The organism is Nocardia sp. NPDC055321, from assembly GCF_053645575.1.
In genome coordinates, this window is record NZ_JBSHMS010000007.1 from 233,784 (window position 1) to 256,946 (window position 23,163).

21 protein-coding genes are annotated in these 23,163 nt (G+C 69.3%); 15 read left to right on the forward strand and 6 right to left on the reverse strand.

Translation table 11 applies throughout. From position 1 onward, the window contains the following. Positions 1 to 184: 184 nt before the first annotated feature. The 3 genes from ACWIGI_RS14055 (at position 185) to ACWIGI_RS14065 (ending at position 4,640) form a co-directional block, all read left to right on the forward strand. Complete coding sequence (locus tag ACWIGI_RS14055; protein WP_454202771.1) at positions 185 to 1,747, forward strand: GMC oxidoreductase; 1,563 nt, start codon at positions 185 to 187, stop codon at positions 1,745 to 1,747. 60 nt (positions 1,748 to 1,807) lie between these two features. Next, positions 1,808 to 3,442: an L-glutamate gamma-semialdehyde dehydrogenase gene (gene pruA / locus ACWIGI_RS14060; RefSeq protein WP_454202772.1), complete on the forward strand. Its 1,635-nt coding sequence runs from the start codon at positions 1,808 to 1,810 to the stop codon at positions 3,440 to 3,442. Positions 3,443 to 3,593: 151 nt separating this feature from the next. After that, positions 3,594 to 4,640 (forward strand): proline dehydrogenase family protein, encoded by a 1,047-nt coding sequence (locus ACWIGI_RS14065; RefSeq protein WP_454202773.1) that lies wholly within the window; start codon positions 3,594 to 3,596, stop codon positions 4,638 to 4,640. A gap of 254 nt (positions 4,641 to 4,894) precedes the next feature. Here the strand turns inward: ACWIGI_RS14065 and ACWIGI_RS14070 are convergent, their stop codons facing one another. After that, complete coding sequence (locus ACWIGI_RS14070; protein ID WP_454202774.1) at positions 4,895 to 5,806, reverse strand: oxygenase MpaB family protein; 912 nt, start codon at positions 5,804 to 5,806, stop codon at positions 4,895 to 4,897. Between the two features lie 146 nt (positions 5,807 to 5,952). Between ACWIGI_RS14070 and ACWIGI_RS14075 the strand changes: the two genes are divergently transcribed. Further along, positions 5,953 to 6,585: a TetR/AcrR family transcriptional regulator gene (locus ACWIGI_RS14075; protein WP_454202775.1), complete on the forward strand. Its 633-nt coding sequence runs from the start codon at positions 5,953 to 5,955 to the stop codon at positions 6,583 to 6,585. A gap of 78 nt (positions 6,586 to 6,663) precedes the next feature. Here the strand turns inward: ACWIGI_RS14075 and ACWIGI_RS14080 are convergent, their stop codons facing one another. Then, positions 6,664 to 7,524 carry an oxygenase MpaB family protein gene (locus ACWIGI_RS14080; protein WP_454202776.1) on the reverse strand — a complete coding sequence of 287 codons (861 nt, stop codon included), beginning with the start codon at positions 7,522 to 7,524 and terminating at the stop codon, positions 6,664 to 6,666. Positions 7,525 to 7,665: 141 nt separating this feature from the next. Between ACWIGI_RS14080 and ACWIGI_RS14085 the strand changes: the two genes are divergently transcribed. Beyond that, entirely contained in the window at positions 7,666 to 9,093 is a 1,428-nt protein-coding gene (locus ACWIGI_RS14085) for an acyl-CoA synthetase (RefSeq protein ID WP_454202777.1), read from the forward strand. A 16-nt stretch (positions 9,094 to 9,109) separates the two neighbouring features. On the opposite strand, the gene ACWIGI_RS14090 is transcribed toward ACWIGI_RS14085, so the two are convergent. The 3 genes from ACWIGI_RS14090 to ACWIGI_RS14100 form a co-directional block, all read right to left on the reverse strand. Further along, positions 9,110 to 10,453: a 2OG-Fe(II) oxygenase gene (locus ACWIGI_RS14090; RefSeq protein ID WP_454202778.1), complete on the reverse strand. Its 1,344-nt coding sequence runs from the start codon at positions 10,451 to 10,453 to the stop codon at positions 9,110 to 9,112. Between the two features lie 227 nt (positions 10,454 to 10,680). Next, positions 10,681 to 11,076, reverse strand: coding sequence for a PPOX class F420-dependent oxidoreductase (locus tag ACWIGI_RS14095; protein WP_454202779.1), 396 nt, complete (start codon positions 11,074 to 11,076; stop codon positions 10,681 to 10,683). Positions 11,077 to 11,147: 71 nt separating this feature from the next. Beyond that, positions 11,148 to 11,624: a DUF1772 domain-containing protein gene (locus tag ACWIGI_RS14100; protein WP_454202780.1), complete on the reverse strand. Its 477-nt coding sequence runs from the start codon at positions 11,622 to 11,624 to the stop codon at positions 11,148 to 11,150. Between the two features lie 189 nt (positions 11,625 to 11,813). Here ACWIGI_RS14100 and ACWIGI_RS14105 point away from each other — a divergent pair, with 189 nt between their 5' ends. The 4 genes from ACWIGI_RS14105 (at position 11,814) to ACWIGI_RS14120 (ending at position 15,255) form a co-directional block, all read left to right on the forward strand. Continuing rightward, the gene (locus ACWIGI_RS14105; RefSeq protein WP_454202781.1) at positions 11,814 to 12,449 is read left to right on the forward strand and encodes a TetR/AcrR family transcriptional regulator; all 636 of its coding nucleotides are present in this window, start codon (positions 11,814 to 11,816) and stop codon (positions 12,447 to 12,449) included. An 88-nt stretch (positions 12,450 to 12,537) separates the two neighbouring features. Continuing rightward, positions 12,538 to 13,671 carry a phosphotransferase family protein gene (locus ACWIGI_RS14110; protein ID WP_454202782.1) on the forward strand — a complete coding sequence of 378 codons (1,134 nt, stop codon included), beginning with the start codon at positions 12,538 to 12,540 and terminating at the stop codon, positions 13,669 to 13,671. Between the two features lie 41 nt (positions 13,672 to 13,712). Beyond that, positions 13,713 to 14,801 (forward strand): TIGR03857 family LLM class F420-dependent oxidoreductase, encoded by a 1,089-nt coding sequence (locus ACWIGI_RS14115; protein ID WP_454202783.1) that lies wholly within the window; start codon positions 13,713 to 13,715, stop codon positions 14,799 to 14,801. 82 nt (positions 14,802 to 14,883) lie between these two features. Continuing rightward, positions 14,884 to 15,255 carry a PPOX class F420-dependent oxidoreductase gene (locus ACWIGI_RS14120; protein ID WP_454202784.1) on the forward strand — a complete coding sequence of 124 codons (372 nt, stop codon included), beginning with the start codon at positions 14,884 to 14,886 and terminating at the stop codon, positions 15,253 to 15,255. Positions 15,256 to 15,369: 114 nt separating this feature from the next. Here ACWIGI_RS14120 and dapD read toward each other — a convergent pair whose 3' ends face one another. Beyond that, positions 15,370 to 16,326 (reverse strand): 2,3,4,5-tetrahydropyridine-2,6-dicarboxylate N-succinyltransferase, encoded by a 957-nt coding sequence (dapD, locus tag ACWIGI_RS14125; RefSeq protein WP_454202785.1) that lies wholly within the window; start codon positions 16,324 to 16,326, stop codon positions 15,370 to 15,372. Between the two features lie 151 nt (positions 16,327 to 16,477). Between dapD and dapE the strand changes: the two genes are divergently transcribed. The 6 genes from dapE (at position 16,478) to ACWIGI_RS14155 (ending at position 23,130) form a co-directional block, all read left to right on the forward strand. Next, on the forward strand, positions 16,478 to 17,581 hold the full coding sequence (gene dapE / locus ACWIGI_RS14130; RefSeq protein ID WP_454202786.1) for a succinyl-diaminopimelate desuccinylase: 1,104 nt from the start codon (positions 16,478 to 16,480) through the stop codon (positions 17,579 to 17,581). Positions 17,582 to 17,762: 181 nt separating this feature from the next. After that, positions 17,763 to 18,557, forward strand: coding sequence for an LOG family protein (locus tag ACWIGI_RS14135; RefSeq protein WP_454202787.1), 795 nt, complete (start codon positions 17,763 to 17,765; stop codon positions 18,555 to 18,557). Then, positions 18,541 to 19,116, forward strand: a complete 576-nt coding sequence (locus tag ACWIGI_RS14140; RefSeq protein WP_454202788.1) for an LOG family protein — start codon at positions 18,541 to 18,543, stop codon at positions 19,114 to 19,116. The genes ACWIGI_RS14135 and ACWIGI_RS14140 overlap by 17 nt, the downstream gene beginning before the upstream one ends. Positions 19,117 to 19,398: 282 nt before the next feature. After that, positions 19,399 to 21,168 carry a long-chain-acyl-CoA synthetase gene (locus tag ACWIGI_RS14145; protein WP_454202789.1) on the forward strand — a complete coding sequence of 590 codons (1,770 nt, stop codon included), beginning with the start codon at positions 19,399 to 19,401 and terminating at the stop codon, positions 21,166 to 21,168. A gap of 91 nt (positions 21,169 to 21,259) precedes the next feature. Beyond that, entirely contained in the window at positions 21,260 to 22,132 is an 873-nt protein-coding gene (gene folP, locus ACWIGI_RS14150) for a dihydropteroate synthase (protein ID WP_454202790.1), read from the forward strand. Between the two features lie 59 nt (positions 22,133 to 22,191). Then, a complete protein-coding gene (locus ACWIGI_RS14155) occupies positions 22,192 to 23,130 on the forward strand; it encodes a glucosyl-3-phosphoglycerate synthase (protein ID WP_454202857.1) in 939 nt (312 codons plus the stop codon). Positions 23,131 to 23,163: the final 33 nt, after the last annotated feature.

Genomic DNA, 23,163 nt, shown 5'->3' on the forward strand with positions numbered 1-23,163 from the left:
TTTTGTCGAAAAGTGGCACAGCGGCACTTCACTATCCCTATAACAGGTTCTCATCTGAGTCTCGATGAGGAGCCGGTTCATGCGTGGTTTTGTTTATGAGAACACTGTCAGCAGCCAATACGGCAGCGTAGGCAGGGTCGGCCGACGCCGATTCTTGGCTGGAACAGGTGTCATTCTTGGGGCTGTGGCAGCGGGTGCGCTGACCACGAAAGCGGCTCCGGCACGCGCGTTGCCGACCAAACCGCTCGCCGACGGCGACCGGGTGCAGGCTCTGGTGATCGGCTCCGGATACGGCGGCGCGGTGGCCGCGCTGCGCCTGGCCCAGGCCGGAATCAACGTCTCCGTGGTCGAAATGGGCATGTCGTGGGACCAGGCCGGTTCCGACGGCAACGTCTTCTGCAAGATGATCAGCCCCGACGGGCGCTCGACCTGGTTGTCGGACAAGACCGATCAGCCGATCAAGCAGGTCATGGGCATCCCGATCGACAAGTCCGTCCCCCGCTACACCGGCGTGCTGGCCTCGGAGAAGTTCAGCGGGATCCGGGTCTACCAGGGCCGTGGCATCGGCGGCGGCTCACTGGTCAACGGCGGAATGGCCGTGACGCCCAAGCAGGAGTACTTCGGGAGCATCCTGCCGTCGGTGGACGCGGGCGAGATGTACAGCACCTACTACCCGCGCGCCAACGCCACCCTCGGCGTCAACTCGATCGACTCGGCCTGGTTCAACAGCGCCGAGTGCTATCAGTACGCCCGGGTCGGCAAGAAGCAGGCCGAGCGCTCCGGCTTCGCCGCGCCGTTCGTGCCGAACGTCTACGACTTCAACTACATGAAGCAGGAACAGGCCGGCACCGCCACGCGCTCCGCGCTCGACGGCGAAGTCATCTACGGCAACAACCACGGCAAGCGGTCCCTCGACAAGACCTACCTCGCGACCGCCGTCGGCACGGGCAAGGTCGGCATCACCGTCCTGCACACCGTCACCGCGGTATCGCCCACCGACGGCGGCTACAAGGTGGAGATGAAGCAGCTCGACACCAGCGGCAACACCGTCGCCACCAAATCCGTTGTGGCGGAGAAGGTCTTCTTCGCCGCGGGCAGCGTGGGCACCAGCAAGCTGCTGGTCACCATGAAGGCGACCGGCAAGCTGGGCAATCTGCCGGACACGATCGGCACCGGCTGGGGCAACAACGGCAATGTCATGACCGCGCGGCAGAACCACGCGTGGGACGCCACCGGCAAGCTGCAATCGGCCATCCCGGTGCTGGGCATCGACAACTGGGCCGATTCGGGGGGCCGGGCCTTCGCCGAGGTCGCCCCGTTCCCCGCCGGCCTGGAAACCTTCGCCAGTCTCTACCTCGCCATCACCCAGAACCCCAATCGCGCCAAGTTCACCTACAACTCCGGCACCGGCGGGGTGGACCTGAACTGGCAGCGGTCCTGGAACGAACCGAGCATCGCCGCGGGCAAGCGCATCTTCGACAAGATCAACAAGAAGGAGGGCACGATCTACCGCGTCGACCTGTTCGGCGGCCAGAAGCAGTGGAACGACGAGCTCACCTACCACCCGCTCGGCGGCTGCGTGCTGAACCAGTCGACCGACAACTACGGCCGGCTCCCGGGCTACCAGGGGCTGTACGTGATCGACGGATCGCTCATCCCCGGTCTGACCACGGTCAACCCGTTCGTCACGATTACCGCGCTCGCCGAACGGAATATCGAGAACATCATCGCCAACGATCTGGGCTAGCCGGAAGTATTTCGGTGCGTGTCCGGCGCGGCGCCGGTCTTGTTCGCGTTAGCCTGGGATATGGACGCTGTCACGGTTGTCCCCGCCCCCGCAAACGAACCGGTGCACACCTACGCGCCGGGTAGTCGTGAACGTGAACTGCTGACGGGCAGGCTCGCCGAAATCTCCGCAGAATCAGTCGATGTGCCGCTGGTGATCGGTGGCAAACATCAACCCGGCACGGGCGCCCGGGCCGACATCGTGATGCCGCACCGGCACCGCCATGTCCTGGGCGCCTACACCGAGACCACCCACGACGAGGCCCGCTCGGCCGTGGACGCGGCCATCGCCGCGGCCCCGGCCTGGCGGGCCCTGCCGTTCGACGAACGCGCGGCGGTGCTGTTGCGCGCGGCGGACCTGCTGGCCGGGCCGTGGCGCGAGACCATCGCCGCGGCCACCATGCTCGGGCAGTCGAAAACGGTGCAGCAGGCCGAGATCGACGCGCCGTGCGAGCTGGTGGACTTCTGGCGCTTCAACGTGGCCTTCGCGCGCGGGATCATGGCCGATCAGCCGGAATCCTCGCCCGGGGTGTGGAACCGGATGGACTACCGGCCCCTCGAGGGGTTCGTGTACGCCATCACGCCCTTCAACTTCACCGCCATCGCCGGGAACCTGCCCACCGCCCCGGCGCTGATGGGCAACACCGTGGTGTGGAAACCCTCTCCCACACAGACGCTTTCGGCGTACTACACGCTGCAGCTGCTCGAAGCCGCCGGACTGCCGCCCGGTGTGATCAACCTGGTGACCGGCAGCGGCATCCCGGTCTCGGAGGTCGCGCTGGCCGATCCGCGGCTGGCGGGCATCCATTTCACCGGATCCACCACCACCTTCCAGCACCTGTGGCAGCAGGTCGGGGCGAATATCGGCCGCTACCGCGGGTATCCGCGCATCGTGGGGGAGACCGGCGGGAAGGACTTCATCGTCGCGCACTCCTCCGCCGATCCGGACGCCCTGCGCACGGCGATGATTCGCGGGGCGTTCGAATACCAGGGGCAGAAGTGCTCGGCCGCCTCGCGCGCGTACGTCGCGAAATCGGTGTGGCGGCAGATGGGTCAGGATTTCCTGGCCCAGGTCGAGGAGCTCGCCTACGGGGACGTCGCGGACCTGTCGAATTTCGGTGGGGCGGTGATCGATCGGCGGTCCTACGACAAGTGCGTGGGCGCCATCGGGCGCGCCCGGGACGCGGGGGTCGAGATCGCGGCCGGCGGGGTGTACGACGACGCCGAGGGCTTCTTCGTCCGGCCGACCGTGCTGCTCAGCGACGATCCGGGCGACGAGTCCTTCGCCACTGAGTATTTCGGGCCGATCCTGTCGGTGTACGTGTACGACGACAGCACCCCCGACGGCTTCACCGACGTGCTCGACATGGTGGACGGCACCTCCCCGTACGCGCTCACCGGCGCGGTCTTCGCCCGGGACCGGACGGCGGTCGAACAGGCTTCGGGCGCACTGCGATTCGCCGCGGGCAATTTCTACGTCAACGACAAACCCACCGGCGCGGTGGTCGGGCAGCAGCCCTTCGGCGGCGCCCGCGCCTCCGGCACCGACGACAAGGCCGGGTCCCCGCTCAACCTGCTGCGCTGGGTCGCGCCGCGCACGCTCAAGGAAACCTTCGTCCCACCCACGGATTACCGGTACCCGCACATGGAGGCGTGATGAACAGCAGTCACTCGCAACGCCGTCGCGCGGTGTGCCCGCGGCCCGCCGACGACACCGCGCCCGGGCGGCCGGCGAACGACCCGCGCGCGCGACGCCCGCGGAGCGGATGCGTGCTGCGCCCGGCGGCCGGACCGGACGGGGGCCGGCGATGAACCCGCTGCGTCCCGCGATCCTGGCCGCGGCCAACTCGGCGCGGCTGAAGAAGGCCGTGACCTCGACCCCGGTGACCTCGGCGGTGGTGCGGCGATTCGTGGCGGGCGAGACCCGGGCCGAGCTCGCGCCGGTGGTACGGGAGCTGCTCGCCAGCGGGCGTTCGGTCAGCGTGGACTTCCTGGGGGAGTACACGCAGGACCGCTCGGTCGCCGACGCGGCGGTGGCGGAATACATTTCGCTCATCGATCTGCTCGCCGACCTGGATCGGGAAGTGCCGGTCGCGGCCGGCGGGCCGACCACCTCACCGCCGGAGCGCACCGGATCGAGCGGGCCGGCGGCGCGGGATTCGGAGCCGGCCGCCGCGCCGGGTGGGGACGCGGTGCCGCGCGTCGAGGTCTCGCTCAAGCTGTCGGCGCTGGGGCAGGCGCTGCCCGCCGACGGTCCCGCCATCGCGGCGGAGAATCTGCACAAACTGTGCGCCAAGGCCGTCGAATCCCGAGTGTGGGTGACCGTGGACGCCGAGGATCACACGACCACCGAGGACACCCTGGCCGCGGTGCGGCTGGCGCGGGCCGAATTCCCGTGGCTGGCGGTGGCGATGCAGGCGTATCTGCGTGCCGCCGAACGCGATTGCCGGGACGCGGCGAGCACCGGCACCCGGATCAGGTTGTGCAAGGGCGCGTATCAGGAACCCGAGACGGTCGCCTTCCGCCGCCGGGGTGAGGTCGACGCCTCGTACCTGCGCTGCATGGAAGTCCTGATGACCGGCGGCTGGTATCCCATGATCGCCTCGCACGATCCGGCCATGGTCGAGGCCGCGCTGCGCTTCGCGGCCGAGAATCACCGTGGCCCGGGCAGTTTCGAGTTCCAGATGCTCTACGGGATTCGCGACGCCGAACAGCGCCGCCTCACCGCCGAGGGCCACGCGCTGCGCGTCTACATCCCCTACGGCACCCAGTGGTACGGCTATCTGGTGCGGCGCTTGGCCGAACGGCCCGCGAATCTGGGCTTCTTCCTGCGCGCTCTGGCCGATCGCGGCTGAGGGCGGGTCGGGAACCGTTGTGCGAGAGGGATGTCCGTTCGCAGCCGGTTCCCCGGCCGGGGACGGCCGGGAAACCGGCTCGGGCGGAGGTGACCGCCCGTCCGTGCCGGGTCTGCGCGGGGTGAGCGCGCCCGGCTCATCGGGTGCCCGTGCGGCCGTATGTGCCGGAGGTATCACGGGCGTGTGAATCACGCTGTGCCGCGGCGTCGTCCGCCTCCTCTCGCTCGGCGGACGACGCGGCGGTATGCGCGAGCTCAGACCAGCGGACGCCCGAATCGGCGGCGCCGGCGCAGGTCGGCGAGGTAGAAGTTGTAGGGGAACAGCCGGATCACCGTGGGCAGCTTGGACCACACCGTGGACATGACGCGCAGCATCAGGGTGAAGCGGCGTTCGTCACGGGCGGTCCAGGTCATACCCATCTCGGCGCGCAGGTGCGGCGGGAGCAGGGCGGTGGTCACGAACCGGTGGAAAGGTCCGAAGACCCGCTGCAGCCGCGGCGAGATCATCTTCAGATCGGTGAGGGCGTTGAAGTACTCGCGGGTCGGATCGTCGATCGTGCGCGTCTTCAGGGTCTGCTCCCAGTAGACGTAGAACTCGTCGCGGGTGGGCGGCCACATCTCCTGGCGCATCTGCAGGGTGGTGCCGAAGCGCGCGCAATGCTGGTAGAAGGCTTCGGCGAGTTCCGGGGTCATGGGCCCGCGCAGGCGCTGGTACAGATCGTCCAGACCCCAGTACATGCAGGACGCCACCCACAGCTGGAGCTGGGGATCGAAGGCGTTGTACTTGACCGGGCTGGTCGGCTTGGTGCGCACATGGCGATGCACGCTGTTGACCGCGACGCGGTAGGCCGCCCGATCGCCCTCGTCGCCCATCAGCGACACCGCGATGTAGGTCAGCGTGGTGCGCAGGCGCTTCATCGGGACCAGCATGACGCTGCCGGAATGCACGTCGCTCTCCATCACGCCGTACCCCACGGGTTTGAGCGCGAGCTGCATGATCACGTTGGCCGCGCCGCCGAGGAAGGCGGCGATACCGTCGATGTGCTCGCGGACTTCCGCGGTGGTGAGGGAGGGGGGAGCCGAGACCGGTCCAGGAACGGAGTTCAAAGAACCAACCGACTGGTACGAGTCAATGGCATCATCGGACTTGCGCAGGGGGGCGGTCATCGTTGACTCGACTCCTCGTCGTCATACCTCGGCGGTGGAAGAGAATTTGAGAAACTCTCACCCTCACCTTCTCACCGAGGTGTCATACTGTCAATGTGCGATGATTGGTGCCTCATCGTATCTTCGCGACTCGGAAGGGCCCGGACATGGCCAAGCTGGCCAAACTCTTGCCGCTCGTGCGCGGATCCGCTCCCGAGGATCGCAATCAGGCCAAGGTGCTCGACGCCGCCATGCTGGCGTTCCTCGACTTCGGTATCAAGCGGACCAGCATGGTCGAGGTCGCCCGGCGCGGCGGGCTCTCGCTGGCCACGCTGTACCGGCGCTATGCCGGCAAGAACGATCTGATCCAGGCGGTGGGACTGTGGCAGACGCGGCAGTTCATCAACAGCGTGGACACCGCGGTGCAGTCCCAGGTCGACCGGGACGCCAGTGCGCAGGATCAGATCGTGACGCTGTTCATCGCCTTCCTCGAGGGCCTGCGCGGCAATCGACTGCTGGTGCGGCTGCTCAAGACCGAGCCCGAGATCGTGCTGCCGTACCTCACGGTGCAGGGCGCGCCGGTCATCGAACTCGGCCGCGACTACCTCGCCGAATTCATCACCCGGCTGCAGGCCGAAGGCAAACTGCCCGAGTACGATCCGCTGCCGCTGGCGGAGATGGTCGCGCGCAACGCGCTCTCGCTCGCGCTCACCCCGCAGACGGTCATTCCCCTCGACGATCCGATCGCGCTGCGGCGCTTCGCGATCGAGCACGTGGTGCCCGGCTTCCGGATTCACTGAGGCGCTCGGTGTTCCCGGCCGATCCGGGGGCGTCGGTGTGATGCCGCACCGCTGGGACGCGGTGCGGCCCGGGGATTTTCAGACCAGCTTCAGGCCCAGCCGGCGGCGCAGGCGCATGTCCATCAGATAGGCGTTGATGGGCAGCACGCGAATCGACGTGGGGAGCAGGGCGCTACCGGTGCCTATCGCGCGCAGGGTGTGCGCGAGCAGGCGATCCTGGCGCGGGGTCCAGGTCATACCCATCTCGTCCCGAAGATGTTGCGGGAGCAGGCCGATCACGAAGAACCGGTGCACGCGCGCGAAGGGTAGCTGCAGCGGGCGGGGGAGCATGCGCAGATCGATGAGATCGTCGAAGTAGGCCGCGATGTGCGGATCGATGCGGGTCTTGGCGAGATTCTCGGTCCAGTACCGGTGGAAGGCGGCTCGATCGGCGGGCCACATGTCCGCGCGCATCTGCAGCGTGGTGCCCAGGCGAGCGGAATAGCGGTAGAAGGCGTCCGCGTCCTTCTCGTTCATGGGACCGTGCATGCGCTCGTAGAGATCCTGCGCGCCCCAGTACAGGCAGGCCGCCACCCAGAGCTGGAGTTCGGGATCGAAGGCGTTGTACCGCACCGCGCTTCCCGGCGCGGAGCGCACCTGCCGGTGCGAGGTGTTCACGGCCTCGCGATAGGCGGCGCGATCCTCCTCCGAACCCATCAGGGCCACGGCCAGATACGTGATGGTGGTGCGCAGCCGCTTGATCGGGTGGATCATGACGTTGCCGCTCTCCACCGGGGATTCGACCACGCCGTAGCCGACGGGGCGATTCGCGAGCTGCATGATCACATTGGCCGCGCCGCCCAGTAGTCCGGACGCGCCGTCGATGAATTGTCGGATATCGATGGGCGGCTCGTCGATCGGGGAACGCTGCTGCCGGGGTGCGCGAAGCGGCCTGGTCATCGTTGACCACATCCTCAGGTGAGAAGGTTATGCATAAATCCTCTTACCCACTCGCGGGGGCTGTCAATCCGCGGGCGACCTTCGCACCCGATTCGTGTCCCGGGGCCGAGTGGGCAGCGCGCCGGGCGGTAGCGTGAGCGGGTGTCGTACAGGTCGCCGCTCCTGCTGAGTTCGCTGCATCCGGCCGCCGTGGCCGCCGGAGACGATATTCCCGACGCCGTCACCATCGAGGGCGTGACCCTCTCGCGCAGCGATCTGCTGGGCGCGGCCACCTCGGTCGCCGAGCGCGTGGCGCGTGCCGAGCGCGTCGCGGTGCTGGCGGCGCCGACGGTGAAGACCGTGCTCGCGGTGGTGGGCTGTCTGCTCGCGGGCGTCACCGTGGTGCCGGTGCCGCCGGACGCGGGCAGCGCGGAACTGGCGCACATTCTCGCGGATTCGGGCGCGCAGGCCTGGCTCGGTGACGCGCCGGAGGGCACCGAACTGCCGGTGATCCCGGTGCGCAAGCACGCGCGCTCCTGGCACGTCTACGGCGAACCGGATCCCGCCGCAACGGCTTTCATCCTGTACACCTCCGGCACCACCGGTGCGCCGAAGGGCGTCATGCTCAGCCGGCGGGCCATAGCCGCCGGGCTGGACGCGCTCATCGCGGCGTGGGGGTGGAAGGCGAGCGACACGCTGGTGCACGGGCTTCCGCTGTTCCACGTGCACGGACTCATCCTGGGCGTGCTGGGACCGCTGCGCGTGGGCGGTCCACTGGTGCACACCGGCAAGCCCACGCCCGAGGCGTATGCCGCCGCTGCGGGCACCATGTACTTCGGCGTACCCACCGTGTGGTCGCGCATCGCCGAGGATGCCGACGCCGCACGGCAATTGGCCGAGGCCCGGGTGCTCATCTCCGGGAGCGCACCGCTGCCGGTGCCGGTCTTCGAGCGCCTGCGCGAACTCACCGGCCACGCGCCCATCGAGCGCTACGGCATGAGCGAAACCATGATCACCCTCTCCACCCGCCCGGACGGCGAGCGCCGCCCCGGCTGGGTGGGCACCCCGGTCGACGGCGTCGAGACCCGATTGCGCGACGAAGCGGGCGAACCCGTCCCGCACGACGGTGAGAGCGTCGGCGGGCTGCAGGTGCGCGGCCCGATGCTGTTCGACGGCTACCTGAACCGTCCCGAGGTGACCGCCGAGAACTGGACCGAGGACGAGTGGTTCAAGACCGGTGACGTCGCGGTGATCGATCCCGAGGGCTTCCACCGCATCGTCGGACGGGAGTCGGTGGACCTCATCAAATCCGGCGGCTACCGCATCGGCGCCGGTGAGATCGAGACGTCGTTGCTCGGGCATCCGGCGGTCGCCGAGACCGCGGTGGTCGGGGTGCCCGACCCGGATCTGGGGCAGCGGATCGTGGCGTTCGTCGTCTTGCGCTCCGGGGCAACGGGTTCCGAGCCGCAGCAGCTCATCGATCATGTGGCGGGGGAGCTGGCCGCGCACAAGCGGCCGCGGGAGGTGCGGGTGGTGGATTCGCTGCCGCGTAACGCGATGGGCAAGGTGCAGAAGAAGTTGCTGCTGTAGGGGTGATCGGCCACCGCTACCGGCGCGGCCGGACGACCACCGCCGAGCGCCGATACCAGAAATTGGCGTTGTTGCCCTCGTTGCCCATGTAGCCCTGTACCTCCGAGGCGAACGGTTCCATGGAAGTCGTTGCGCTCGTGCACAACTCCGTGTGCCAGACCCGGGTCGTGTCGGGCTTTCCCGCGGCGCCGGAACGATCGACCAGCCAGGTCAGGGTGAAGCCGGACCAGCGCAGGTCGCCGAGGTAGTCGGAGCCGGGGGCGAGCGGGAGTTCGGACCTCAGCGGAAAGTTCGTCGTGTTCGCCACGATCGGGTCGATAATGTCGCCCTCGTCGTTGAAGTCCACCTCGGAACTCTCGACGCATTTCCACCCGCCCGCGACGCGTTCCCAGCGCTCCCGGTAGATCAGCCTCGTGATCGTGTAGTCGTCCTCGTCGTAGGACTCCTCGAGCTCTCCCAGCGCGAGTGCCGTGTCGTACCCGGCGATCTCGGCCGCCGCGAGCAGCATGCCGGCGCGGGCCGCGTCGCCGCCCTTGAGCCGATCCCACCCGAAGCCGTTCCGGGAGTACTGATGATCCAGCAGATAGACGAGCCGGGTCGGCCGGTGGGCGTGCCGGGAGGGCGCTTCCGGATCGCTCGGGGGAGCCAGGTGTGCACGCAGCTGCTCGGCCAGCAGGGTGATCGACGGATGGCGGGCGAAGTCGGCGGGGTCGAGCCCACTCCGGCCACGCGCTATCAGGTTGTAGGTCAGCACGATTCGGAATCCGTCCGTGACCGGCAGCACCTCGTGCTCGCAGTCGCTGTAGAACGCGGTGAAACACACCCGCTCCGGCGAACCCGCGTCGACCACCCGCGTCCCCTGCTGCTCGATCACCAGCTCGCCGCCGGTGAACGCCGACGGCAGCGTCACCACCAGGGTGCCGATCATGCCGGCGGCCTTCTCCGAATCCTGGTGGCGCTGAAAGAACTGACCGGCCTCGTAGACGAGCATCGAATGGAGTTCGGCGGACAACTCGCATTCCGGCGCCAGACCCAGTTCCGCCCGCACCCTGTCCAGCACGGGCCCCAGCGTCCCGTGCCACCGGGCTTCGTCCACGGTGATTCGCTCCCGTGGAATCTCCCACGTGTGCCGCACACTCGCGTCCAGCAGCGTCTGCTCGCGCAACCCGTAGCGCGCCGGCCGCGCGATCTCACACAGTCGCCGCGCCTGCTCCGCCGGCACCGGCATCCCGAGCCGGCCCATCCCCTCCACCTCGATCACGAGATCCTCCGCCGAGCCGCTGTGCCGCGCGGCGAATGACCCCGCCGTCGGCGCGGCGGCCATGAGCTCCCCGATCGCCCGCAATGCGCTGTCCGACATGCCATCTCCCTCGTTCGTCGCCGTTCCCGGGCATCTTGCCCGCGCTCACCGACAACCCCATGCCGCGGCAATGCGAACCGTACGACTGATCAGGGCCACTGATTCCCCGACCGGTGCGGCGGCCGTCGGTGCGGGCGCCCCGATCCTCGCCGCGCTCGCCCGGATACGCCGCTGACCGGCGCGCATCGAAGCGGCCGGTCAGCGGGTCGAGCGGGGGCGGTCGGTCGTCAGGCGTCGCGGCGGGCGAAGTCGAAGGAGCCGCCGTCGATGCCCCAGGAGATCACGCGGTCGGGGTGGATCCGGATGATCGCGCGTTCCTGGTGGGGGAAGGGCGGCTCCTGATCGTCGAGGGCCTCGGCGGTGCCGCGGACCTCGATGCCGCGAATCACGTAGGGCTCCCAGGACACCTGCTGGTCGATGACGAACGAAACCCGGCTGCCCGCTTCGACATTGCGGTACTTGCGGCTGGGGCGCATCCGCATCCCGCCGATGTCGATGGTGCCGTCGGCGTTGACCCGGTAGCCGGTCGGATTGTTCTGCACGGTGCCGTCGGGGGCGACCGTGGCCAGGCGGCCGATGCCGGCCTCGGCGAGGAACTGCTGCTCGTTGCTGGTGAAGGTCATGACGGTTACTCCTTGGTGCGCGGGGTGGCGGATCGAAAACAGCAGGGGCGGTACGGGATAGGCGTGCGAGGTCAGAGCAGGATCAGGGTGGCGCAGAGGCCGGCGACGGCCAGGAACTGCAGGGAGACGCGGTACTTCAACATGCTGTCCCAACGGTCCTGCAGCGCACGGGCATCGGCGGGGATGACCCCGCTGAGCGCGGCGGCGGTCTGCCGGGCGTTGATCGGCTTGGCGACCCGGACGTAGATGGTGAGCCAGAGCGCCAGCGCGGCCACCGCGTTGCCGGCCGCGATCGCCGCCCCCGATTGTCCGGCCGCGATGGCGATCACCAGGGTGAGGACCGCGGCGATCACGCCGCCGGCCCCGACGATCGGCATGCGCCGATCCCCGTAGTAGTGCCCCCAGCCGGCGCTCAGGGTGACGGTCGCGTCGTCGAGCTTGCGGTAGACGGCCCGGGTGATCACGGCCCCGCACACGTCGGTGCCGTAGACGACGGCATTGGCGAGAACGGCGGCGACGGCGACCAGTTGTCCGGTGACGATGAGCATTTCGAATTCCCTCTCCCGATTCCTAGCGTCGCTAGGTGTTGAAGCAACGGTAGCATTGGGTTGCTAGCTTGTCTAGCGTCGCTAGGTAATGGGTACCGACCGCCCCTGCGGCAGGGGATGGAGCTGCCGCTATCGTCGAAACGACCATCGGAGGTACCGAGTCGTCGGGGCGCGCGGAATGGAAATCGGATGACCGAAGCGAGTTCGACCATGCAGTCCGCGGCGGGCACCCGGCTCAATCGCAAGGGGCGCGAGACCCGCCAGCGCCTGCTCGACATCGCCATCGACTGTCTGGCGCAGGGCGGCGGCGAGCCGCTGTCGGCGAATCGGGTCGCCCGGGCGGCCGGGGTCAGTTGGGGGACGCTCAAGCACCAGTTCGGCGACATCGACGGACTCTGGGCCGCCGTGCTCGCCGAACTGACCGATCGCACCGGGGCGAACAGTCCCGAGACCTGGCCCCGGGCAACGGGTTCGGTGCGCGAGCGGGTGTGGGAGATGGTCGACGCGATGTGGGCGATCCTCGATACCCCCGGCGGCCGGGCGGTCGAGGCGCTGCGCGGCGGGCTGCCGACCGGCGCTCGCGAGCGCGCCGAGACGTTTCCGCTGACCGTCGCCGCCCTGGCCGACTACGAGAACGCCTGGCTGCGCGCCTTCGAATACTTCCTCGCGGACCTGCCCCTGGATCCCGCCCGGGTGCACCGGGTGCAGGCGCTGATCCCAATGGCCATGCGCGGCATCAATAACGAGCGCGAGCTGTCCTCGGCCGCCGAACTGGCCGAAGCCCGGCACTGCCTGGTCGATGGGATGGCCTTCTACCTGGGGTGACGCCCATTCTTTGAGAACCCTCGTTGACAATTGCGAAGGGGAGGTCCACTGTTACCTCCAGCTTTCGCGATCCCGTCAGGAGTGATCCATGTCTCCGTCTTCCGATGATCAGGGCATGCGCCTGCAGCGCAGCAGCCGCGACACCGCGGCCCTGATTCCCAGCCTCACCGCCTGGCTGGCGACGCAACTACCCGAGGATTCCGGCCCCGTGCTCACCCTCGGATCCGGCATCGACAGCAACGGCATGTCGGCGGAGACGCTGACCCTCACGCTCGAATGGCGCGACGGCGGTGCGACCCGGACGGCGGAGTTGATCGCGCGAATCGCGCCCGCCCCCGGCGACTTTCCCGTCTACGAGCACTACGACCTGCCCGGCCAGGCCGAAGTCATGCGCATCGTCGCCGCCGCGACCGACGTCCGGGTGCCGCGGGTGCGCTTCGTCGAGCCGACCGGCACCGTGCTCGGCTCGCCGTTCCTGCTGATGGATCGCGTCGAGGGCGCGGTGCCGCCGGATGTCATGCCGTACACCTTCGGAGACAACTGGCTCTTCGACGCCGATCCCGAACAGCGGCGGCGGGTGCAGGAGAGCACCGTCGAAACCCTGGTGAAACTGCACGCGATCCCGGACGCGGCAACGACTTTCGCGTTCCTGGACCCGCCGTACGCCGGCGACCACGTGCTCGAGCGCATCCTGAACCGCGCCCGCGCGTGGTACGAGTTCTCCGTACGCGACACCGGCCCCGCACCGCTGGTGGAGCGAATCCTGAAGTGGCTCGGGGAGAATCTGCCCGCCCCCGGCTCCTACGAGACCGTGCTGTCCTGGGGCGACGCGCGCCTCGGCAACTGCATGTACCGGGATTTCGAACCCGTCGCGGTCCTGGACTGGGAGATGGCGACCATCGGCCCCCGCGAACTCGACGTCGCCTGGATCACCTTCGGGCACCGCGTCTTCCACGGCATCGCCGTCAACTTCGGGTTCCCGGGCATGCCCGACTTCCTGCGCGAGGACGCGGTGCGCGCGAGCTACGCGCGCCACGCGGGCGTCGAACTCGCCGACCTCACCTGGTACACGATGTTCGCCGCCCTGAACTACGCCGTGGTCTTCCTGCGCGCCGGCGGGCGGCAGATCCACTTCGGCGAGATGGAACGCCCCGCCGACATCGAGGTGCTGCTGCACCACCGCGCCATCGTCGAAGCGATGCTCGCCGAACTCGGCGCCTGACTCGCACCCTGTCCGACAACTACCGGGGAAGAACCACTCTCGTGAGCGATCAACTGAACGAACTGGCCTACTACTGCATCACCCGCCATCCTGCCGACGCCCGGGTCCTGCTGCCCGAGGCGCGCGACGCGGAACGACTCGGCCTGGGGTCGTGCATGATCGGCGAGCGGATGACCGTCAAGGACTCCGCCGTGCTGTCCGGCGGCCTGGCCGGGTGCACCACCGACCTCGGCATCGCCGCGGCCGCCACCAACCACCACACCCGGCATCCGATGGTGACCGCGACCATGGGCTCGACCATGCAGGCCATGACCGAGGGCCGGTACGCCATGGCCTTCGGGCGCGGAATGGCCGCGAACTGGAAGGCGATCGGCCTGCCCGCGGTCACCGAGGCCGCCCTGCGCGACTTCGTGGGCATCCTGCGCAGGCTCTGGAACGGCGAGACGATCCTGAACCACGACGGTCCGGCCGGGGCGTGGCCCGTGCTCTACCACCAGAACGGGCTCGACGAGGCGCCGCCGATCGGCTTCGTCGCGGTCGGCCCCAAGACCCTCGAACTCGCCGGGGAGATAGGCGATTTCGTCGTCCTGCACACCTTCTTCTCCGACGAGGCCACCGCGAAGTCCGTCGCGGCCGTGCGACGCGGCGCCGAACGCGCGGGCAAGGATCCGGACAGCGTCCGCATCTGGTCCTGCCTGGCGACCGCGAGCGACGCCCTCACCCCGGAGGATCAGCTGCGCCGCCGGACCGGGCGGCTGGTCACCTACCTGCAGGCGTACGCCGACATCCTGATCAGCGCCAACGGCTGGGATCCGCAGGTGTGGGAGCGAATTCGCGCCACGCAGCTGTTCCAGGACGCCGCGGCCGCGGGGCCCATCGACGCCTCCGCCTCGGTCGAGGTGCTCGAACAGTTCGACGCCCTGATCCCCGACGAGTGGCTGGCCTCGGCCGCCTACGGCACCCCGGAACAGTGCGTGCGCAAGATCTCCCGGGAATACGACCTCGGCTGTCACTCGGTGATCATGCACGGCGCGAGCCCGCACGAGCTGGCCTCGGTCGTGGACGCGTACCGGGCCGATCGGCCCACCCTGCGGCGGGCCGTCGCCGCGAATCCGGGAAAGTTCGCGTGAGCGCACGACTCTCGCGGGGCCGGAGCGACGCGGGATCCCGGCCCTTGACCTCGACCGCACTCGAGGTTCTACGGTCGAATCCATGATCGCAACGTTCTCGCCCGCCCAGCTCGACTACCTCGCCGGTCAGCGGCTCGGCCGCCTCGCCACCGTGCGCCCGGACGGGCAGCCGCAGAACAACCCGGTGGGATTCCGGTACAACGAGGCCCTCGGCACCATCGACATCGCGGGATACAACATGGGCGCGTCCCAGAAGTTCCGCAATCTCGCCAAGGAGGAACGGGTGTCGTTCGTGGTGGACGACGTGCCGTCGGTGAATCCGTGGACGGTGCGGTGCCTCGAGATCCGGGGCGTGGCACAGGCGCTGCGGGATGTGGACACCTACATCGGCGGGACGAACCGCGAACTCATTCGCATCACCCCCGAGCGGGTCATCGCCTTCGGCATCGAGTAGCCGAGCGTGGGACCGGATTTCCCCCGATGAGCGCCGAACGACACCGCGCCCCTTGCGAATCCGATTCGCGAGGGGCGCGGGTGGTTGTGCGGCACGGCTTCTCGCCGCGCGGGATCAGTCGTTCGCGTGCAGGGCCGCGTTCAGCTCGACGCCGGTGCCCTTCTTGGCCACCACCTCGACCGCGCCGGAGACCGAATTGCGGCGGAACAGCAGGTTGGACTTGCCGCTCAGCTCGGCGGCCTTGATGACCGCGCCGTCCGGCAGGGTGACCTTGGTGCCCGCGGTGACGTACAGGCCGGCCTCGACCACGCAGTCGTCGCCGAGCGAGATGCCCAGACCGGAGTTCGCGCCGAGCAGGCAGCGCTCGCCGAGCGAGATGACCTGCTTGCCGCCGCCGGACAGGGTGCCCATGATGGACGCGCCGCCGCCGACGTCGGAGCCGTCGCCGACCACGACACCGGCCGAGATGCGGCCCTCCACCATGGAATTGCCGAGGGTTCCGGCGTTGAAGTTCACGAAGCCCTCGTGCATGACCGTCGTGCCCGAGGCCAGGTGCGCGCCGAGGCGGACCCGGTCGGCGTCGGCGATGCGCACGCCCGAGGGGACCACGTAGTCCACCAGACGCGGGAACTTGTCCACGCTGTACACGGTGACCGGGCCGCGAGCGCGCAGCTTCAGGCGGGTCAGCTCCAGCTCCTCGAGCGAGCACGGGCCGTGGTTGGTCCAGGCCACGTTCGCGAGCAGGCCGAAGATGCCGTCCAGGCTCAGCCCGTGCGGGCGGACCAGGCGGTGCGAGAGCAGGTGCAGGCGCAGGAACGCGTCGTGCGTGTCGACGGGCGCGGCATCGAGATCGGCGATGGTGGTGCGCACCACCACGACCTCGACCCGGCGGGCCTCGTCGGGGCCGACGACATCGGCGAACTTGGCGTACTCGACATCGGAGGCATCCAGGCGGACCGAACCGGTCTCGGCGAATTCGCCCAACTCCGGGTACGGGTACCAGGTGTCGAGTACCGTGCCGTTGACGGTGATGGTGGCGAGGCCGACTGCTTGTGCTCCCTGAGTGCTCACGGCTGTTCAGGTTACCGGCCGGCATTTCGCTTGTCCGACCCTCCTCCGCTGCGCGGACACCGAAACAGTGAGACAAAACAGACACAGCCCTTTTGTGCCAAGGCCGTGGCGATGAAGAGAACGGGCGATAACGCTCGCTTAGGGTGGGCGGGTGACCATCGATCTCAGCGCTGACCCCATCGCCCTGACCGCCGCTCTGGTGGATATCCCGAGCGTGTCCAAGGACGAGGCGCTCATCGCCGACATCGTCGAGAAGGCCCTGCGCGAACAGACCACCGGGTTCGAGATCCTGCGGCACGGCAACACCGTCCTCGCACGCACCCGGCGCGGGCTGCCGACCCGGGTCATCCTCGCCGGGCACCTGGACACCGTGCCCATCGCCGACAACGTGCCCAGCCGCTTCGAACTCGGCCCGGGCGGACAGCGCCTGCTGTACGGCTGCGGCACGGTCGACATGAAATCCGGTGACGCGGTCTTCCTGCACCTGGCGGCCACCGTCGCCGAGCCGGTGCACGACCTGACGCTGATCTTCTACGACGCCGAGGAGATCGCCGCCGAGTTCAACGGGCTCGGCAGGATCGAACGCGAACTGCCCGAATGGCTCGAGGGCGACCTCGCCATTCTCGGCGAACCCTCCGGCGGCTGGATCGAAGCCGGCTGCCAGGGCACCCTGCGGGTCCGGCTCACCACCTCCGGCGTACGCGCGCACACCGCGCGAGCCTGGCTGGGCGACAACGCCATTCACCGCCTCGCGCCTATCCTCGAACGGCTCTCCACCTACGTCGCCCGCGAAGTGGAGATCGACGGCTGCGTCTACCGCGAGGGCCTGTCCGCGGTGCGCGTCTCCGGTGGCGTCGCGGGCAACGTGGTGCCCGACGTGGCCGAGGTCGACGTCAACTTCCGGTTCGCCCCGGACCGCACCCTGGACCAGGCCACCGAGCACGTCCGCGAGGTCTTCGCGGGCCTGGACCTGGACTTCGAGCGCACCGACGGCGCCCCCGGCGCCCTGCCCGGCCTGGCCGCGCCCGCCGCCAAGGACCTCATCGACATCGTGCACGCGCACGGCAGCGGCGGCGTGCGCGCCAAGTACGGCTGGACCGACGTCTCGCGCTTCGCCGCCCGCGGGATGCCCGCGGTCAACTTCGGGCCCGGTGACCCGAACCTCGCGCACAAGCGCGACGAGCACCTGCCGGTCGAGCAGATCACGCAGGTCGCGTCCATGCTGCGCAGCTACCTGCTGGGCGAGCAGGACTGACCGGGACCCGTACATCCGTGCGATGAGGCGACGCCACCGCCTCGCCGTCGGAGGCGATCTCACGCACGTCACCCGCGCGCGTGCGGCGGATCTGCGAACGCGCGGTCGTATCGGCGTGTCGTAGACCCCCGGGAGTGCCGTGCGCATCCGCGCCGAGACCCATCCGGATAACCTTGGCCGCATGTCTGCTGAGGGTGCCAAGACGCCGCGGTATCGCGGGCCGATAATGCTGCGACGTGACCGGAAGAAGGGCATCGGGACCACCGATCAGCATTTGCTGGACGAGCGGGGACCGTGCGACTGGGTGCACACCGACCCGTGGCGCGTGCTGCGCATCCAGGCCGAATTCGTCGAGGGCTTCGGCGCGCTGGCGGAGGTGCCGCGCGCGGTCTCGGTCTTCGGATCCGCGCGCACCCCGGCCGATTCCGCGGAGTATCAGGCGGGCGTCGCCATCGGCGGTGCGCTGGCGCGCGCCGGGTTCGCGGTGATCACCGGCGGCGGGCCGGGCGCGATGGAGGCGGCCAACCGCGGAGCGTCGGAGGCGGGCGGTTACTCGATCGGACTCGGCATCGAGCTGCCGTTCGAGCAGGGCCTCAACGAATGGGTCGATCTCGGCATCAACTTCCGGTACTTCTTCGCGCGCAAGACCATGTTCGTGAAGTACTCGCAGGCCTTCGTCTGCCTGCCCGGCGGTTTCGGCACCCTCGACGAGCTCTTCGAAGCGCTCACCCTGGTGCAGACCCGCAAGGTCAACCAGTTCCCGATCATCCTGTTCGGCACCAAATACTGGGCGGGACTGGTGGATTGGCTGCGGGACTCGCTGCTCGGCTCGGCCAAGATCGCCCCCGGCGACATGCGCCTGCTGCACGTCACCGACAGCGTGGACGAGGTGGTGGCCATCGTGACCGCGGCCGCGCGCGAGCGCGCCGAACTCGACGCCGAGGGGGAGGAGGCCGACGATGAGTTCGAACGCTGAGTCCGGCGCCGAGTCGACCGCGTCGTCCTACGCCGTCTGCGTCTACTGCTCGGCCAGCGTCACCGATGCCGCGGCGCTCGAACTGGCGCGCGCGGTGGGCGCCGAAATCGGCCGCCGCGGCTGGCAATTGGTCTCCGGCGGCGGACACGTCTCGATGATGGGCGCGGTCGCCACCGCCGCCCGCGCGGCCGGCGCGCGCACGATCGGGGTCATACCCAAGCGCCTGGTGCACCGGGAGATGGCCGACGTGGAATCGGACGAGCTGATCGTCACCGACACCATGCGCGAGCGCAAACAGGTGATGGACGAACGCGCCGACGCCTTCCTCACCCTGCCCGGCGGCATCGGGACCCTCGAGGAGCTCTTCGAGACCTGGACCGGCGGCTACCTCGGCATGCACGACAAGCCTGTCGTGGTGCTGGATCCGGACGGTCACTACGCCGGATTGTTCGCCTGGATGGAAGAACTGCGCACCCGGGGGTTCGCCGGGGACGAGGCGATCAACCGCGTCACCGTCACCGCGGATTTCGACCTGGCGTTCACCGCGCTCGAACCCTGAACTCCGGGCGCGTGGTTGCCGGTGGCCACGGGCCGGCCGGTGCGCCAACGGTTCTCGCGGTACCTGTCACCGCCGGCTCGGCCGGGCGCTCGCGTCGTCGGTGGGGTCGTGCCTCGCACCGCTCACGCGGACCGGGCCGGTTGACCGATCGCGCCAGACCGCCGCGTTCTCGCGCGGGTGGTGTCGTGCGCCCTCGACAACTTCTTACTCATCGGTAGGGTGGGCGCGGAGGTGTGTCGCGGCGCACACCGACCGAGTTGCGCGGGTGAAGGAGCGGGCCACGTGAGTACCGATGTCCGATCGACGGTGGGGCTGCTGGAACTGGCACGGCGGTTGCCGGGTATGGCGTTCGAGGCACCCGGAATGCTGCGCACCGCGCGGCACATGCTGGTGAACTCGGCGTCCGAGGCGTCCATCGGATTGTTCTTCCAGCGGGCCGCGGCCAAACATCCGGAGCGGCCGTTCCTGCGCTTCGAGGGCCGCGAATACCTGTGGGGCGAAGCCAATGCCGAGGTGAACCGGTACGCCGCCGTGCTCACCGCCCGGGGCGTGCGCCGGGGCGACGTGGTCGGCGTGCTCATGACGAACCGGCCCGAGACGCTGTTCACGACCCTGGCCGTCGTGAAACTCGGCGCCACGGCGGGACTGCTCAATCACAATCAGCGAGATCACGTGCTGCAGCACAGTTTCGGGCTGCTGAACTCGGTACTCGATGTGGTCGGTGAGGAGTGCGCCGAGGTGCTGGACAGCCTGGCCGAACCGCGGCCCGGGGTGCTGTGGTCGGACGAGCTGGCCGCTGCCGCGCACACCGCCGACGATCGCGATCCCGCTGTGTGCGAACGGATCACGGCGGGCGAGCGGGCCTATCTGATCTTCACCTCCGGCACCACCGGCCTGCCCAAGGCCAGCGTCATGACCCACCTGCGCTGGACCAAGGGCATGGCCGGACTCGGCGGCTTCGGCGTCCGGCTGCGCGGGGACGACGCGCTCTACTGCTGCCTGCCGCTCTACCACAACAACGCGCTCACTGTCGCGCTGTCCGCGGTCGTCGCGGGCGGCTCGACTTTCGCGCTGGGACGCAAGTTCTCGGCCTCGCGCTTCTGGGACGAGGTCATCGAGACCCGCGCCACCGCGGTGATCTACATCGGCGAACTGTGCCGGTACCTGCTCAACCAGCCCGCCCGCAGCGTCGATCGCGCGCATCGGGTCCGGCTCGCGGTCGGCAACGGACTGCGCCCGGAGATCTGGGACGAATTCCGGAAACGGTTCGGCATCAAGCGAATCGTGGAGTTCTACGGTGCGAGCGAGGGCAACGTCGCCTTCATCAACGCCTTCGGCATCGACAAGACCGCCGGCTTCACCCCGCTGCCCTTCGCCATCGTCGAATACGACGAGGCGACCGGAAAAGCGTTGCGCGGCACCGACGGAAAGCTACGGCGCGTACGCGCGGGCGGCGTCGGGCTGCTGCTGGCCAAGGTCACCGACCGGTCGCCGTTCGACGGCTACACCGACGGCGCCGCCACCGAATCCAAGCTGGTGCGTGACGGATTCGCCACGGGGGACTGCTGGTTCGACACCGGCGACCTGGTCCGCGATCAGCGCTGGGGCCACATCGCGTTCGTGGACCGGCTCGGCGACACCTTCCGCTGGAAGGGCGAGAACGTGGCCACCACGCAGGTCGAGGGCGGCTTCACCGGCATCGAGGCCATCACCCAGGCCGTGGTGTACGGCGTGGACGTCCCCGGCGCGGACGGCAAGGCCGGCATGGCGGCGGTGACCCTCGCCGAGGGCGCGACCCTGGACGGCCGGGCCGTGGCCGCGGCGCTCTACGACCGCCTCCCCGCCTACGCCGTCCCGCTGTTCCTGCGCGTGGTGCCCGAACTCGAACAGACCTCCACCTTCAAGAGTCGCAAGGTCGAACTGCGCAAACAGGGTTACGCGCCCGACGGCGACAGCACCCTGTACGTCCTGGCCGGCCGCTCCGACGGCTATGTCCCGGCGTACGAGGACTACGCGGCGGAAGTGGCCGCGGGGCGCGCGCCGGGCAACTGAGCGCGCCGGGCGGGCGGACCCGGCCCGCGGCCGGTGGAGTCGAGCAGAGCCAGACAAATCAGGCGGCACAGGGGTCGGTACATTGGAGGCCATGTGTGCGCCGTTGCCGACATTGTGCGGGAAGCCGGTGGCGACGGATCGGGCGCTGGTGATGGCGATCGTGAACCGGACGCCGGACTCGTTCTATGACCGGGGCGCGACGTTCACCGACGAGGCCGCCATGGGCGCCGTCGAGCGCGCGGTCACCGAGGGCGCGGACCTCGTCGACATCGGCGGGGTCAAGGCCGGGCCGGGCAGCACCGTCGACGCCGCCGAGGAAGCGCGGCGCGTCGTGCCGTTCGTCGCCGCCATCCGCGAGCGCTATCCCGACCTGCTGATCAGCGTCGACACCTGGCGCGCCGAGGTCGCCCGCGCGGCCGTCGCCGAGGGCGCGAACCTCATCAACGACACCTGGTCGGGGGCGGATCCGGACCTGGTCGGCGTCGCCGCCGAACTCGGCGTGGGGATCGTGTGCAGCCACACCGGCGGCGCGATCCCGCGCACCCGCCCGCACCGGGTGCGGTACGCCGACGTGGTGGCCGAGGTCACCGAGACCGTGGTCGCCGCGGCGGAGAACGCGGTGGCGGCGGGGGTCGCCAAGGACTCGATCCTCATCGACCCGACCCATGATTTCGGCAAGAACACCTATCACGGGCTCGAATTGTTGCGGGCCGTGGACGTTCTTGTGAATACCGGGTGGCCGGTCTTGATGGCGCTGAGCAATAAGGATTTCATCGGAGAGACTCTTGGTGTCGGCTTGTCCGAGCGATTGGAGGGCACATTGGCAGCGACCGCATGGTCCGCCGCGGCGGGCGCCCGCGTCTTCCGAGTGCACGAGGTCGGGGCAACCCGGCGGGTCGTGGACATGATCGCCGCGATCCAGGGCAACCGCCCGCCCGCCAGAACGCTGCGGGGACTCGCGTGAGCGGGGCGAAGCGGGACACCGCACACCACGCGCACACCGCCGCCGAGACGCAGCACGCGATGCCCGCGCCGCCGGCGCCGGACGACTGGGCGGCCGGCAATACCTGGGACCAGCCCGGCTGGACCGTCGACGAACTGGTGGCCGCCAAGGGCGACCGCACGGTCTCGGTGGTGCTGCCCGCGCTGAACGAGGAGGAGACGGTCGCCGCCGTGGTGGCCAGCATTCGGCCCCTGCTCGGCACGCTCGTGGACGAACTCGTGGTTCTGGACTCCGGCTCCACCGACGCCACCTCCGAACGCGCAGCGGCCGCCGGAGCCCGCGTCGTCACCCGCGAGCAGGCCGTCCCCGAACTCGATCCCGTCCCGGGCAAGGGCGAGGTGCTCTGGCGCTCGCTCGCGGTGACGACCGGCGACCTGATCGCCTTCGTCGACTCCGACCTCATCGACCCGGACCCGATGTTCGTGCCCAAGCTGCTCGGGCCGCTGCTCACCGTCGACGGCATGCACCTGGTCAAGGCGTACTACCGCCGCCCGCTGCGCCAGGGCGCGAGCATCGATGACAACGGCGGCGGGCGCGTCACCGAACTGGTGGCCAGGCCGCTGCTCGCGGCGCTGCGCCCCGCGCTCTCGAATGTGCTGCAGCCCTTGGGCGGTGAGTACGCGGGCACCCGCGAACTGCTCACCGCGGTGCCGTTCGCGCCCGGCTACGGCGTGGAGATCGGCCTGCTGCTGGACACCCACGACATGCTCGGGCTCGCCGCCATCGGACAGGTGAATCTCGGTGTGCGCCAGCACCGCAACCGTCCGCTGTCCGAACTCGGCGTGATGAGCCGGCAGATCCTGGGCACCGTGCTGGGCCGGGCCGGGGTCTCGGACTCGGGCGCCGCGCTCACCCAGTTCCCGCTCGTGGACGGCGAATTCACCGCGCGGGCCACCGAGGTCTCCCTCGCGGATCGCCCGCCGATGAACACCCTGCGCCCGGAGTCGGCCGCGGCCTGACCGGTCGGCTCGGGCGAACACGCTCGCGCACGC

What these genes read in the sequence shown, in the direction of transcription:
- pruA (WP_454202772.1), top strand. Translation starts at nt 1,808, where the DNA reads ATGGACGCTGTCACGGTTGTCCCCGCCCCCGCAAACGAACCGGTGCAC.
- ACWIGI_RS14065 (WP_454202773.1), top strand. Translation starts at nt 3,594, where the DNA reads ATGAACCCGCTGCGTCCCGCGATCCTGGCCGCGGCCAACTCGGCGCGG.
- ACWIGI_RS14070 (WP_454202774.1), bottom strand. Translation starts at nt 5,806, where the DNA reads ATGACCGCCCCCCTGCGCAAGTCCGATGATGCCATTGACTCGTACCAG.
- ACWIGI_RS14075 (WP_454202775.1), top strand. Translation starts at nt 5,953, where the DNA reads ATGGCCAAGCTGGCCAAACTCTTGCCGCTCGTGCGCGGATCCGCTCCC.
- ACWIGI_RS14080 (WP_454202776.1), bottom strand. Translation starts at nt 7,524, where the DNA reads ATGACCAGGCCGCTTCGCGCACCCCGGCAGCAGCGTTCCCCGATCGAC.
- ACWIGI_RS14090 (WP_454202778.1), bottom strand. Translation starts at nt 10,453, where the DNA reads ATGTCGGACAGCGCATTGCGGGCGATCGGGGAGCTCATGGCCGCCGCG.
- ACWIGI_RS14095 (WP_454202779.1), bottom strand. Translation starts at nt 11,076, where the DNA reads ATGACCTTCACCAGCAACGAGCAGCAGTTCCTCGCCGAGGCCGGCATC.
- ACWIGI_RS14100 (WP_454202780.1), bottom strand. Translation starts at nt 11,624, where the DNA reads ATGCTCATCGTCACCGGACAACTGGTCGCCGTCGCCGCCGTTCTCGCC.
- ACWIGI_RS14105 (WP_454202781.1), top strand. Translation starts at nt 11,814, where the DNA reads ATGACCGAAGCGAGTTCGACCATGCAGTCCGCGGCGGGCACCCGGCTC.
- ACWIGI_RS14110 (WP_454202782.1), top strand. Translation starts at nt 12,538, where the DNA reads ATGTCTCCGTCTTCCGATGATCAGGGCATGCGCCTGCAGCGCAGCAGC.
- ACWIGI_RS14120 (WP_454202784.1), top strand. Translation starts at nt 14,884, where the DNA reads ATGATCGCAACGTTCTCGCCCGCCCAGCTCGACTACCTCGCCGGTCAG.
- ACWIGI_RS14135 (WP_454202787.1), top strand. Translation starts at nt 17,763, where the DNA reads ATGTCTGCTGAGGGTGCCAAGACGCCGCGGTATCGCGGGCCGATAATG.
- ACWIGI_RS14140 (WP_454202788.1), top strand. Translation starts at nt 18,541, where the DNA reads ATGAGTTCGAACGCTGAGTCCGGCGCCGAGTCGACCGCGTCGTCCTAC.
- folP (WP_454202790.1), top strand. Translation starts at nt 21,260, where the DNA reads ATGTGTGCGCCGTTGCCGACATTGTGCGGGAAGCCGGTGGCGACGGAT.
- ACWIGI_RS14155 (WP_454202857.1), top strand. Translation starts at nt 22,192, where the DNA reads ATGCCCGCGCCGCCGGCGCCGGACGACTGGGCGGCCGGCAATACCTGG.